Annotated in this window: 11 protein-coding genes; 6 read left to right on the top strand and 5 right to left on the bottom strand. The window is 59.4% G+C overall.

From position 1 onward, the window contains the following. Positions 1-150: 150 nt before the first annotated feature. From LOY67_RS17345 to LOY67_RS17325, 5 genes are all read right to left on the bottom strand, one after another. A complete protein-coding gene (locus tag LOY67_RS17345; RefSeq protein WP_265063656.1) occupies positions 151-864 on the bottom strand; it encodes a cupin domain-containing protein in 714 nt (237 codons plus the stop codon). Positions 865-912: 48 nt separating this feature from the next. Then, positions 913-1,770: a GNAT family N-acetyltransferase gene (locus tag LOY67_RS17340; protein WP_265063655.1), complete on the bottom strand. Its 858-nt coding sequence runs from the start codon at positions 1,768-1,770 to the stop codon at positions 913-915. Between the two features lie 283 nt (positions 1,771-2,053). Continuing rightward, positions 2,054-3,394, bottom strand: coding sequence for an OprD family porin (locus LOY67_RS17335; protein WP_265063654.1), 1,341 nt, complete (start codon positions 3,392-3,394; stop codon positions 2,054-2,056). A 445-nt stretch (positions 3,395-3,839) separates the two neighbouring features. Beyond that, entirely contained in the window at positions 3,840-5,165 is a 1,326-nt protein-coding gene (locus LOY67_RS17330; protein ID WP_265063653.1) for an NAD(P)/FAD-dependent oxidoreductase, read from the bottom strand. 311 nt (positions 5,166-5,476) lie between these two features. Continuing rightward, positions 5,477-5,608: a hypothetical protein gene (locus tag LOY67_RS17325; RefSeq protein WP_265063652.1), complete on the bottom strand. Its 132-nt coding sequence runs from the start codon at positions 5,606-5,608 to the stop codon at positions 5,477-5,479. Between the two features lie 102 nt (positions 5,609-5,710). Here LOY67_RS17325 and LOY67_RS17320 point away from each other — a divergent pair, with 102 nt between their 5' ends. The 6 genes from LOY67_RS17320 to LOY67_RS17295 all read left to right on the top strand — a co-directional run bounded on the left by LOY67_RS17320 (position 5,711) and on the right by LOY67_RS17295 (position 12,613). Further along, positions 5,711-6,700 (top strand): ornithine cyclodeaminase family protein, encoded by a 990-nt coding sequence (locus tag LOY67_RS17320; protein WP_265063651.1) that lies wholly within the window; start codon positions 5,711-5,713, stop codon positions 6,698-6,700. 36 nt (positions 6,701-6,736) lie between these two features. Continuing rightward, positions 6,737-7,708 (top strand): threonine/serine dehydratase, encoded by a 972-nt coding sequence (locus tag LOY67_RS17315; protein ID WP_265063650.1) that lies wholly within the window; start codon positions 6,737-6,739, stop codon positions 7,706-7,708. A 378-nt stretch (positions 7,709-8,086) separates the two neighbouring features. Continuing rightward, complete coding sequence (locus tag LOY67_RS17310; protein ID WP_145132347.1) at positions 8,087-8,755, top strand: haloacid dehalogenase type II; 669 nt, start codon at positions 8,087-8,089, stop codon at positions 8,753-8,755. Between the two features lie 114 nt (positions 8,756-8,869). Next, entirely contained in the window at positions 8,870-10,627 is a 1,758-nt protein-coding gene (locus tag LOY67_RS17305) for a dihydroxy-acid dehydratase (RefSeq protein WP_265063649.1), read from the top strand. Between the two features lie 9 nt (positions 10,628-10,636). Further along, a complete protein-coding gene (locus tag LOY67_RS17300) occupies positions 10,637-11,563 on the top strand; it encodes a 2-hydroxyacid dehydrogenase (RefSeq protein ID WP_265063648.1) in 927 nt (308 codons plus the stop codon). Positions 11,564-11,944: 381 nt separating this feature from the next. After that, complete coding sequence (locus LOY67_RS17295; protein ID WP_265063647.1) at positions 11,945-12,613, top strand: haloacid dehalogenase type II; 669 nt, start codon at positions 11,945-11,947, stop codon at positions 12,611-12,613. The last annotated feature ends 28 nt before the right edge of the window (positions 12,614-12,641 follow it).

Below are 12,641 nucleotides of genomic sequence, written 5' to 3'. Positions count from 1 at the left end.
CGTAATGAGTGGTCGATGGATCGGGGAAGGATGAATGCTCACGCCAGCATGGACATGACGGCGTTGTACCCACCGGGCTTTTCGCCGCAGGTCGAACGTCAATGGTGCCCGCGACTCAATATCCTCCGCCGGCACCCAACACTGTTCGCGTTATTTGACGACGTAAAGCTTGCGAACGTAGACGGTGCTCTTCCAGGCGCATGGAACGCCTTTGGGCACAAATACCGTATCGCCGGCGTTGACCACCAGCTCACTGCCGTCCTCCGCCTGCAGGGTGACGCTGCCCTCGATCAGGTGCATCAGCTCATGCAGCTTGTGGGGGCGCGATCGGCGTGTATAGGGTGTCGAATCCCAGACGCCAATGATCAGATTGGTTGGTTCTTCGACGAACATGCTGTGTGAGCGGCATTGCGGTGTCGGGCTGAGCAGAATCTCGGCGTCCGGGGGATTGGAGGAGGAGAGCGCGGCGAGCGGGTCGAGCAGCGTGAGACCTGGACTGCGTTCGCCGATGCTCTGGATATCGGCGCAGAACGCCCAAACGGCATCCCCCTGCACCTCAACCCGCAGCGGCGAGCCGCGGCCGATCACGGCGCTGCCGCCGGGGCCCAGATCAAGAGTACTGTCATGGCTCTGCAGGATGACTCGTCCGGAATGGACCACGATCATCTCGGCATAAGGATACTCATCGACGTTGAACTGGCCACGGGCCTCGACCACCCCGGCGGTGATATCTCCCGGGCCGGTGTAGGCGGTTTTGCGCTGCGCGCCGAAAGGATCTCCGGCGCCCAATGGACCAGGGATAAAGGCAGTCGAGACAGGGGTGCCATCGGCGCGAGCCAGCAGCACTGAGATGGGTTCTGACATCTGGGATTCTCCAGGTAGGGTAAGTAGGGGAGTCGTGTGTTGAGGCCGTCAGCCAATGGCCTGGCTCACCAGGGAGAATTGCTTGACGCCGCCGACGGACTGAGGGGGCGTCCCGCGTGCCATCTGCGCAACCTTGTCGACCTGTTTCAGACCCGCTGTGTCGAGCCAGTCGGACAGGCCGCTATCCGCCGGAGTATCAATGCGGAAGAACTGATCCGGCACCCGTGCCAACAACGTAGCTATCAGGTGTTTGGCCTGCTCCGGATTCTGCGCGATGATCGGTCCGACGCAGTGGCCTCGGCCGAAGGGGCGCAGGATGGCGAATGCGCGAAGTTGGCCATCGCGTTCGATACCGACCGCGTGTTCGACGACATCGGACAGATCGTTGAGTACGGTTTCCCGGTCCAGACCGCTGCCGGCATTGGCCAGTTCGAGTAGGCGAGCCCGGTCGGATACGGTCAAGGACCGACACTGTTCACCGTCTGACAGGGCAGGGGGATCGATGGCTTGCGCCTGGCCCTGATGCTGCAGGATGTGACCGAACTCGACAAAGCCCTGGCTGATATAAAGCGGGGCACCGGCCAGTGTGGCGTTGAGGATAGCCGTGCGTGGCGTGCAGGCCTCCAGGGCCAGATCCATCAATTTGCGCCCAATGCCTTGGCCTTGGTAATCATCACTGACGATAACCAGGCCGATAGTGGCATAGGAGCCCTGTGGGCAAGTGAATGCTGTACCGATCAAGCGATCGCCATCTTCGGCGACGAAGCCCTCAGCGATGCGCTGCAGCATGGCCCAATCCTCCAGGCGGTGAGGCCACTTCAATCGGACCGACAAGGCGTGGGCCGCTGATACATCGGCGGCGATCATCGGACGGTAGCGATACGATGGCTTCTGCGAGACGGACATGGCAGATCTCCATTAATGGTGGGGACGGTGGCAAAAATTCACCGGCGATGAAGGCTATATCCCACTTGCCACGAGGCCTGACAAGGGGGGGGAGTCAATTCGGCAGATTCCCCACGCGAGAGCTTTTCAGGCCCAATTTTTTACTTAATTGAGACCCGTTAGCAGCAATAAATACTTGGAAAAAAAGGCGCCCGAATGGGCGCCTCAAGGCGAAGGAGCGTGGAGAAAGCCTTCAAGAAAACCGGTCGACCCACGAGAGAGAAAAGCCGACCGGGAAAAACCGCTACAGGATGCTCAGCGGATATTCGATGATCAGCCGCACCTCATCCACATCGCTTTCAAACGAGCTGGAGCGATGGGTGGCCTGGCGCAGGCGCAAGGACAGGTCCTTGGCCGAACCCGACTGGACCACGTATTTGGCTTCGATATCGCGCTCCCATTGCTTCTCATCGTCGGCTCCGGCACGGAAATAGGCACCGTTGGGATCGGCCTTGGTGAAATCGATCTGGTCACCCTTGACGTAGCGGGTCATAAGGCTCAGGCCCGGCACACCGAAACTGGCCATGTCGATGTCGTAGCGGATCTGCATGGAGCGCTCATTGGGACTGTTGAAGTCGGAGTACTGCACCGAGTTCGCCAACCAGATCGAGTCGACACCGATGTAGTCGAAGGTCTCGTCGCCATCAATCTTCTGGTAGGCCAGGCTGACCTTGTGCGGGCCGAAGGTGTAGGCGGCTTTGGCCGACCAACTGGTGGTGTCGATCTTGCCGGCGCGGGCTTGCCCCTCGTCGTTGGTCTTGTAGGCCGTCAGGCCGAAGTTCAATGACTGCTTGTCGGCCAACGGCAGGGTGTAGGAAGCGCTGCCGAAGTACTGGCGCCAGACCTCTTCGGCTCTGCTGGTGTAGGCCATCAGCCGGAGGTTATCGCTGACCTTGTAGGAGCCGCCGACGAAGTCCACGCTGTCGGCTTCGACACCCGCATAGCTGGTGACCAGCTTGTCATTGGAGTTGGTCGAGTTCCTGCCGTTGTACGCGGTGAAGTGACCGGCCTCGAGGAAAAGATCATCGAACTCTTTGCTCGACAGCTGGAAGCCGGTGGCCACTTCCGGCAACAAGCGGTTGTCACCCATGGCGAATACCGGGGCGGTCGGGCGCTGTTCGCCGTACTTCAGCACAGTGGAGGAGACGCGCATCTTCACTGCTCCACCGATCTCGCCGTAGGCGTCCGGCACATTGGCGTCGGAGGTTCGGTTGTTGCTGATCGGCAGCAGGCCGTTACCGACCCGACCGCGACCGGTATCCAACTTGGCCCCGCCGTAAGCGAAGGCATCGGTGCCGAAGCCTATGGTGCCTTGGGTGAAGCCTGATGCGAAGTTGAGCATGGCGCCCTGCGCCCACTCTTCACGGTAGCCATTGCGCTCACTGGCCGGCTTGGCGCCGTTGCTGCCCTGACTGTTGCTGCCGCCGTTGCGCAAGTCGCGGTTCATGTAGAAGTTACGGTTGAGCAGATTCAGGCTGCTCTCCTCGATAAACCCCTTGGCTTCCTCCTGCTGGCCGGCGACGGCCAGTTGCGAGGCCGTGGTGGTGACGGCCAGGGCGAGACAGCTGTGTTTCACGACGTTCATGGGGTGACTCCATTGGTTTTTTTATTAGTTTTTCGTTGCTCTTACGGTGGACAACGGGTCTGCGGCAGAACCGGCTCCTGGGCAAACTCGCGAGAATGAAGAGCCTTGCCGGCGACCTCGTTGCATTGGCAGTCCGTTCTCTGTTGCCTTGGGAGCGGTGGCTGTATCGCAGCTGTCGCCAGGCCTGACAAGGGGCTGAAAGTAATTCGGCAGATTGCATAAAAGATGGCGCGACAGACCGCATCTACGGCTCAAATCAAGGGCAAGGCCGGCAGCAAATGTCGGCTGGTTTTTCAGGGATAGAGGCTTGGTTGTCGCGCTTGGCCGAATAGGTTTTCAACCGTTTTCGGGAGCAGTCCATGCCTGGTTTTTTTGCCGGGCAGGTGGTTCTGACGAATAAAAAAAAGCGGGAGCAAAGCTCCCGCCAAACAACGAAGAACGATTGTCAGAACTCGGAGACCTTACCCCAAACACCTCTGTTCAAGCGGGCAAGTGAATACTGAGTGTGGTCCACAAATGGCCTCGTACCGGACGCCAGTTCGGCAATCAGGCGCCCGGCGCCGGGGCCTATGCCGAAGCCGTGCCCCGAGAAGCCGGCGGCCAGAATGAAGCCCGGCAGGTTTTGCGCTTCGTCGATAACCGGCACACCGTCGGGGGTGCTGTCGATATAGCCTGCCCAACCGGCCTGAATGGGCACGCTGCCCAGGGCGGGCAACAGCCGGCGCGCACGGGCAAGGGTTTCCTTCAGGATTGCATCTGAGGGGCGAGGGTCGAGTATACGAACGCGCTCCATCGGTGTAGGTCGGTCGAGCGCCCATTTGCGGCGCGTCTCGTGTCCATACTGCCAACCTTGCAGATCACCGGGCGAGAGCATTTGCCAGCGCTTGGCGAACATCGGCAGAAAGTACGATGAGAACCGAAGCTGCTGCGGCGTCGGATCCACGCAGGCCCGTCCGGAAATAGCCAGCGTATAGCCGCCGTCCCCGCGCCGGGTGACGGTCACATCGCTGGTATGAAGCGTGTCGGGAAGCCCCTGGGCTCCCGGCATGACCGACATGATGCTCGATCGCACCGACGCCTGGGGAAAGCGAATGCCAAGCTGGGCACAGAAGGAAGAGGCCCAGGCGCCGCCAGCCATCACCACCTGACGGGTCTTGATCACACCCTTTTCCGTGATGACCCCCGACACTCGGCCGGCTTCGGTCTCGACGCCGCGGGCTGCGCAGAATTGGTGTATCGAACCGCCATGCTTGATCACACCCTTGGCAATCAGCGGGGCCGCCCGCGATGGGTCAGCGATGCCATCGGACGGCGAAAATACACCACCCAACCAGGGCTTGCCGGTTGCCGCGCCACGTTGCGTGGCTTCGGCACCGCTCAGCATATGAGTCGTGACGCCCTGGGTGAGCGCGAAATCCCGCCATTTTGCCCAACCGTCCAGTTCGGCCTGGCTGTCCGAAAGATAGAACAATCCGCAGCGGCGAAAACCCAGGTCCTCGTTCAGGTCAGCGGTGATCTCCTCCCAGAGCGCGAGACTTCTGGTCGATAACGGCAGCTCGCGGGCGTCGCGGTTCTGCTGGCGGCACCATCCCCAGTTGCGGCTGGATTGCTCGGCACCTATGCGGCCCTTCTCGATGACAGCAACGCTCATACCCTGACGGGCCATGAAATAGGCGGCGCATACGCCGATGATACCGCCGCCGATAACGACAGCATCGGCGCTTCGCGGCAGCTGCGGTGTGGACTCAATGGTTATCAAGGGGGCCGGCATTCTATTCTCCTGGCCTGGAGCCTATTGGTTTATCGCTTTGTAGTGAGCAATGCGCAATGCGGCAGCGTCGTCCCAATACCGTAACGCTATTACTTCCCGAAGAAGTTATCGGTACGTGCAGGCATCTGGCAGCCACTGCCGTTGTTGGTCCCATAGTAGACATCCGGACCCCGGGAGGACTGCCGTATTGGGTGCGCGCAATCGCAGGATCGGGCATTTTCGAGGGGGCGTTCGGAAGTTTCTGCTGTGCTGGCCGGAATGATCGACGCGGCAGGCACAGAGGCCTCAGCAGCGAATGTTCCATCCGCCACTTATTGCTCGTCTTTGGGAGCGTTAGCTTTGGTCGCAGATGATGAAAAAAACTGGAAGTTGCGTATTTCCAGGGTATCCGGGATTTTCTGCTGAGCGCTCGGCAGCATAATGATTACAGGCAAACGGGTCATGCACTCTCGTAGAGCTCGCACCTGAGAGGGTGAGCAAACTCGGCTTGGGAACCTATGCGTGAACCTGACAGATGCTCATCCAATCACAGCGAGTTGGTGTAGATGAAAACATTGCTACTGACTAAAGAAGAAGTCGGCAAATTGATATCCATGCAAGAGGTCATCGGTACGGTGGAAGAAGCGTACAAGGCCTTCTGCAGTGGACAGGTGATACAGCCTGATTACATCGGCATACATCTCCCGGCGCCTCGCGGAGAAATCGACTTCAAGGTCGGTTACTGCAAGAGCAACGAAATGATCTCGATGAAAGCCTCTTCCGGAGGCTTTCTCGATAATCCGACGACATACGGCGTGCCTAATGGCATGGGCTCCATTCTCCTGTTTGATGCCAGGAGCTGCGCGCTGATCTGCGTCATGGACGCAAGTCTGCTCACCGGTCTCAGGACGGGGGCGTCGGGGGCCGTTTCGGTAAAGGCGCTGGCAAGGAAGAACGCAAAGAAAATCACCACCATAGGTACAGGGAACCAGGCCCGGATGCAGATTCGGGCCATCAGCCTGGTGATGCAGATCGAAGAGATCCATGCCTGGAGCAGAAACCCGGAGGCGCTCGCCAGATTCAAAACGGATATCGAAGGCGAGTTCGATATTCCAGTGATCTTGGCCGACTCGAAGAAAGAGGCAGTCGAGCAGGCCGATATTCTGATCACGACCACTCGTGGCAAAGGCTCACTGGTGGATGCGAGCTGGGTGAAACCTGGAACCCATATCGTCGCCATAGGTACGGATATGAAAGGCAAGCAGGAGTTGGATCCTGAAATATTCAGGCACGCCAAGATAGTCAACGACTCGATCTCACAGTGCATCGAAAAAGGCGAAACCTGGCATCCGCTGAACGCGAAGATCATCACCCAGGACGATATCCATGGTGAGCTCGGCGAGATACTGCTGGGCAGAAAGCCTGGCCGGGAAAACGATGACGAAATTACCATTTTCGATTCCACGGGCATGGCCATCCAGGACAACACCACTGCCGAAAAAATCTACCGCAATGCGCTGGAAAACAAGGTCGGGACTTTTTTTGCGTTCCTTTGAATTGTGATTTTTCGACAGTACGGAGAGAGAACATCCATGCGTGACTATCCAACCATTCAGGACATTCGAGAAGCCCAGGAACGGCTGAAACCCCATGTCAGACATACGCCGCTACTGCGTGCGGAGAAAATAGAAAAGGCGGTGGGTTGTCAGCTCTATCTCAAGCCTGAAACCCTGCAGATCACCGGGGCGTTCAAGATTCGCGGTGCGCTGAACAAGACGCTCTCGATGCCCAGGGAGGCGATCGCCAATGGCATCATTGCCACGTCTTCCGGCAATCACGCCCAAGGGCTCGCCTACGCTGCTCGAATGCTGGGTGTGAAAGCATTCCTGGTGCTTCCGGTTACCACGCCGAAAATCAAGATCGCCAATACGGAAGCCCTGGGTGCCGAGGTCATTCTTTTCGATGGTGACAATTTGGCGCGGTGGAAGAGGGTGTATGAAATTGCGGCAGAGAATGGCTATACCGTCGTCCATGGCTTTGAAGACCCGGTGGTGATGGCCGGTCAGGGAACGATAGGCTGCGAGATCCTGGAGGATCTGGAGGATGTGGACACGGTCATTGTCCCAATGGGCGGTGGCGGTCTGATTTCTGGCATCGCCACCGCAATCAAGGAGACCAAGCCATCGGTGCGGATCGTCGGCGCGGAGCCAGCGTTGACCCCCAAGTACTATCACAGTCGATTGAACAAGCAGCGCACCACGCTCCCCTTGAAGAACACCATTGCCGACGGCTTGCGGTTAAGTGTGCCGGGGCAGAACCCCTATCCCATCATCGAGCGCTACGTGGATGAGATTGTTCTGGTCGAGGACGAGCACATCATTCAAGGCATGCGTGTCCTGGCCAAGGACGCGAAACTGATCGCCGAGCCCGCCGCTTCGATCGGCATCGGTGCGCTGTTGGCGGGCGTCGTCAAAGTCAGGCCGGATGAAAAAGTTTGCGTGGTATTGACCGGCGGCAACTGGGATCTGTGCGACCTTGCCGAGGTTTACAAGGGTGGCGAGTAAGCTTGCGGCGCACGATGGATAGTGTGCCTATGAAGCCGTGGTGATGCCGCGGACCGTGTGTGACAAATGCCCCTCTTTCATGGAGGGGCGTTTTGTTTTGTTGAACAGCAAAGGGTGAATTGCTCCTTCCGGGAGACCGCTCGCTCGGCACCGCAGGTGCTGCTGCAACGTGAGTGGCGGCTACGATTACCGCTCGGCAAAGTCTGCTGAGTGTGACTGGCAAAATAGTGGTTTATACCAAGCAGATCGGGCTTTTAACGCCATATGCTGGTTTCACAGTGCTGTAATGAGGTCGTGTTGCTGCGACGCATCGTCGCCCCGAAACGGGGTCAATGCTGTCGGCAATCATGTTTATCAACAAACTTCAGGACTGCCCACATGAGCTTTCTGCGCCCCAAGTACATCACCTTCGACTGCTACGGCACGCTGACCAACTTTCAGATGGGCCCCCTGACGCGCGAGCTATTCGCTGATCGCGTTGCCCCTGAGCAGATGGACCAGTTCGTAAAGGATTTCACCGCCTATCGCCTGGATCAGGTGATGGGTGACTGGCTGCCTTACGATGAAATTCTCAAGACCGCCATGTCGCGGTTGTGCAAGCGTTGGGGCATCGAGTATCGCGGCGAAGGCCAACTTTACTACGACGCAGTGCCGACCTGGGGTCCGCATCCCGACGTAACGGCCGGTCTGGCGAAGATCGCCGACAAGATCCCCCTGGTGATCTTCTCCAACGCGATGAACGAACAGATCATGTCCAACGTCGACAAGTTGGGCGTGCCGTTCCACAAGGTCTTCACCGCCCAGGAAGCCCAGGCTTACAAGCCACGTCTGCAAGCCTTCGAATACATGCTCGACAACCTCGGCTGCGGTCCGGAGGACGTGATGCACGTGTCCTCGAGCTTCCGTTACGACCTGATGCCGGCCGAAGACATGAAGATCAAGAACAAGGCCTTCGTCGCCCGTGGTCACGAGCAGCCGGGCAACGCTTGCTACAACTATCGTCAGATCGCCGATATCGGTGGACTGGCCGGCCTGGTCGGTCTCTGAGTCAGCACCGTCACTTCACTCCGGCCTGGCGATTGCGACGCCTGGTCGGAGTGCGTCGGACGGGTACTTGTTTGCAAATGCCCAATTAGAATTTTCCCGCGCCAAGGTGATTTCATGAGCGATAACAAAACCAAACACAGCCGGCCGCTACGCAGCGCCCGCTGGTTCCGCAAGGATGACCTGCCTGGCTTCGTACATCGCTCGACCTTATCGGCCGTCGGCTGGAGCCGTGAAGACCTGATGGAGCGTCCTGTTATAGGCATCCTGAACACCTGGTCTGACATCAACCCATGCAATCTCAACCTTCGCGCCCTTGCGGAAGAGGTAAGGGTCGGGATTCTCGAGGCAGGCGGTATTCCATTCGAGGCTCCGCTGATGTCGCTTAGCGAGAACATCATCAAGCCGTCCTCGTTTCCATTTCGAAACCTGCTTTCAATGGAGGCTGAAGAGTCCATCCGCGCTTATCCATTCGATGCGGTGGTGCTCCTGGGAGGGTGCGACAAGACTCAGCCGGCTCTGCTGATGGGAGCCGCCAGTGCCGGCGTTCCGTTTATCTTCCTGGGAAGCGGTCCGGCTACACCCAGGTCATCGACCGGCGGGAATCTGGCGAATGCCACCGGTGTCTGGCGTCTGGTCGACCAGTTGCGTGCCGGCGAGCTCGCTGAAGGTGATTTCGCGGCGTTCGAGCGAAGTGTCATGGGCACTGCCGGCCATTGTTCCGAGATGGGTACCGCCTCCTCGATGGCGGTCATATGCGAGGCGCTGGGTGTGTCGCTGCCTGGCAGTAGCCTGGTTCCGGCGGTTGACCGGCGTCGCAATCAGATCGCTCGCGAGGTGGGGCGCCGTAGCGTGCGCATGGCCGCCGAAGGCAGCCCGTGCCCGGATGAGGTTCTCGATGCACGGGCCTTCGACAATGCCATCACGCTCCTGTGTGCGGTGGGCGGTTCGACCAACGCCATCATCCACCTGCTGGCTCTCGCCGGCCGCGTCGGTGTGCCGCTGACCCTCGACCGCTTCGATGAGATTGCCAGGCGCGTACCGCTGATCGCAAACGTCCAGCCCGCCGGCGAACATCTGACCGAGCGATTGATGGCTGCCGGCGGCGTACCGGGTCTACTGAAGACCCTCAAGCCGTTTTTGCACCTGGATGCGCAGACTGTCGACGGACGCACGATGGGCGAGATCATCGAGACCGCCGAGGTCATTGATACCGAAGTCATTCGCGCGCTGGACAATCCGGTGAGGTCCGGCGAGGCGATGGTCGTGGTGAGGGGCAACCTTGCGCCGGACGGAGCGGTGATGAAGACCTGTGCTGCGGATCCGAAACTGTTCCGTCATCGCGGCCCTGCGGTGATATTCGAGGACGTACAGACGATCGCCGACCGGATCGATGATCCGGCGCTTGGTATCGACGAGAACAGCGTACTCATCCTGCGCAATGCCGGACCCGTGGGTGCGGCGATGCCGGAGTGGGGCATGCTGCCACTGCCGCGCCATTTGATGGCGCGTGGCGTGCGCGACATGCTGCGCATCTCGGATGCCCGCATGAGCGGCACTGCCTACGGTGCCGCAGTGCTGCACGTCTCCCCCGAGGCAGCCGTCGGCGGTCCGCTCGCCCTGGTGCGTGACGGCGACATCATTGAACTGGACGTTGCCGCTCGCCGGCTGGAACTTTGCGTCGAGCCGGAGGAACTCGAGCGCCGGCGCCTGGCGTGGCAGCCGCCGCTATCCCGGCACGTGCGTGGTTACCGCAATCTTTACAACCGACATATCGAGCAGGCGCATCTCGGCTGTGATTTCGATTTTCTCCGTGGTGCCGACGAAGAGACCCTCCCGGAAGGGCTCTTCGACGGCTGGGTAGGCGGCTGGTAGGACTTACATATGAGCATTCTCTATCGATCTGATGCAGCGCGTGCGGCCGCTTGGGCAAACTACTTCGCCGAGCATGCCCCTGACCTCGACTTTCGTGTCTGGCCTGATGCCGGCGACCTCGACGAGGTCGAATACTTGATCGCCTGGCAAGCACCGGCGGAGTTCATCGTCACGTTGCCTCGGCTAAAGGTTTTCTTCTCATCGGGAGCGGGGGTCGATCATGTCGATTTTTCCGCCGTGCCGGCGCACATTCCCATCGTCAGGATGGTCGAGCCGGGCATCATCAACGGCATGGTGGAATATGTCAGCCTGGCTGTCCTGGCCCTTCACCGTGACTTCTTCGACTATGTTGCGGCAAAGGCGGCGCGCGTCTGGGATCCACTCGAGGTTCCGCCTGCCTCGGCCCGTACGATCGGTGTGATGGGTATGGGAGCGCTTGGTTGCGCCGTGCTGGCGCGGCTGGCGAGTTACGGTTTCCGTTTGCGCGGCTGGAATCGTTCCCTGCGCGAGATGGATGGCGTTGAGGGGTTCGCCGGCCCCGATCAATTGCATACCTTCCTTGAGGGGTGCGATGTGCTGGTCTGCCTGCTTCCGCTTACCCCGGCGACCAAGGGTATCCTGAACCGGGAAGTTTTTTCTGCGCTGCCTGCTGGTGCGGCGTTGATCAACGTCGCTCGTGGTCCGCACCTGGTCGATGCAGATCTCCTCGAGGCGCTGGATTCGGGGCGGCTGTCTCGTGCGATCCTCGATGTCACCGAGCCTGAGCCCCTGCCAGTCGAACATCCCTTCTGGGCGCATCCGCGAGTGTTCCTGACCCCCCATGTGGCGAGTATGACCCAGCCCGAATCGGCTGCACCGATCCTGCTGGCGAACCTCCGTCGACACCAGCAGGGCGAGCCGCTTTCGGATGTTATCGATCGTTCCCGTGGTTATTGAGTGGGTATCGAGATACGCGTGACGTGGCTCGCAAGTCGCAAACAACGGCAACGGGTGCTTTCCTCGGAAGGCGCCCGTTTTGTCTTTTTTTCGGGCGCATTTTCTGCGGTAGATCCCGCCTACACTTGCTTTATGAGCTGGAAGCAATGAGCCGCAAGGGTGCAGAGGGCCTGGAAATGCCCTGCTCTGAAGCGCCCCGCAAAGTCTGCTGAGTCTGGCTGGCAAAACGGTGGTTTATATCAAGCAGGTCGCACTTTTAACGCCATATGCTGGTTTCTCGGTGCTGTAATGAAGTTGTAGTGATGCGACGCATCGTCGCTCCTGAAACGGGGCCAGTGCCGTCGACAGCATATTCATTAACGAACCTCCAGGACTGCCCACATGAGCTTTCTGCGCCCCAAGTACATCACCTTCGACTGCTACGGCACGCTGACCAACTTTCAGATGGGCCCCCTGACGCGCGAGCTGTTCGCCGATCGCGTTGCCCCTGAGCAGATGGACCAGTTCGTCAAGGATTTCACTGCTTATCGCCTGGATCAGGTGATGGGTGACTGGCTGCCTTACGATGAAATTCTCAAGACCGCCATGTCGCGGTTGTGCAAGCGTTGGGGCATCGAGTATCGCGGCGAAGGCCAACTTTACTACGACGCAGTGCCGACCTGGGGTCCGCATCCCGACGTAACGGCCGGTCTGGCGAAGATCGCCGACAAGATCCCCCTGGTGATCTTCTCCAACGCGATGAACGAACAGATCATGTCCAACGTCGGCAAGTTGGGCGTGCCGTTCCACAAGGTCTTCACCGCCCAGGAAGCCCAGGCTTACAAGCCACGTCTGCAAGCCTTCGAATACATGCTCGACAACCTCGGCTGCGGTCCGGAGGACGTGATGCACGTGTCCTCGAGCTTCCGTTACGACCTGATGCCGGCCGAAGACATGAAGATCAAGAACAAGGCCTTCGTCGCCCGTGGTCACGAGCAGCCGGGCAACGCTTGCTACAACTATCGTCAGATCGCCGATATCGGTGGACTGGCCGGCCTGGTCGGTCTCTGAGCCGTCATTCCTCAACCTATAAGGGGTT

Source organism: Pseudomonas sp. B21-056 (assembly GCF_026016325.1).
Taxonomy (GTDB): Bacteria; Pseudomonadota; Gammaproteobacteria; order Pseudomonadales; family Pseudomonadaceae; genus Aquipseudomonas.
The sequence above is the reverse complement of the archived record's forward strand: the minus strand, read 5'-3'. Positions and strand labels throughout refer to the sequence as shown.

Coding starts and splice junctions, on each gene's coding strand:
- LOY67_RS17345 (WP_265063656.1), bottom strand. CDS start 864: ATGTCAGAACCCATCTCAGTGCTGCTGGCTCGCGCCGATGGCACCCCT.
- LOY67_RS17340 (WP_265063655.1), bottom strand. CDS start 1,770: ATGTCCGTCTCGCAGAAGCCATCGTATCGCTACCGTCCGATGATCGCC.
- LOY67_RS17335 (WP_265063654.1), bottom strand. CDS start 3,394: ATGAACGTCGTGAAACACAGCTGTCTCGCCCTGGCCGTCACCACCACG.
- LOY67_RS17330 (WP_265063653.1), bottom strand. CDS start 5,165: ATGCCGGCCCCCTTGATAACCATTGAGTCCACACCGCAGCTGCCGCGA.
- LOY67_RS17325 (WP_265063652.1), bottom strand. CDS start 5,608: ATGACCCGTTTGCCTGTAATCATTATGCTGCCGAGCGCTCAGCAGAAA.
- LOY67_RS17320 (WP_265063651.1), top strand. CDS start 5,711: ATGAAAACATTGCTACTGACTAAAGAAGAAGTCGGCAAATTGATATCC.
- LOY67_RS17315 (WP_265063650.1), top strand. CDS start 6,737: ATGCGTGACTATCCAACCATTCAGGACATTCGAGAAGCCCAGGAACGG.
- LOY67_RS17310 (WP_145132347.1), top strand. CDS start 8,087: ATGAGCTTTCTGCGCCCCAAGTACATCACCTTCGACTGCTACGGCACG.
- LOY67_RS17305 (WP_265063649.1), top strand. CDS start 8,870: ATGAGCGATAACAAAACCAAACACAGCCGGCCGCTACGCAGCGCCCGC.
- LOY67_RS17300 (WP_265063648.1), top strand. CDS start 10,637: ATGAGCATTCTCTATCGATCTGATGCAGCGCGTGCGGCCGCTTGGGCA.
- LOY67_RS17295 (WP_265063647.1), top strand. CDS start 11,945: ATGAGCTTTCTGCGCCCCAAGTACATCACCTTCGACTGCTACGGCACG.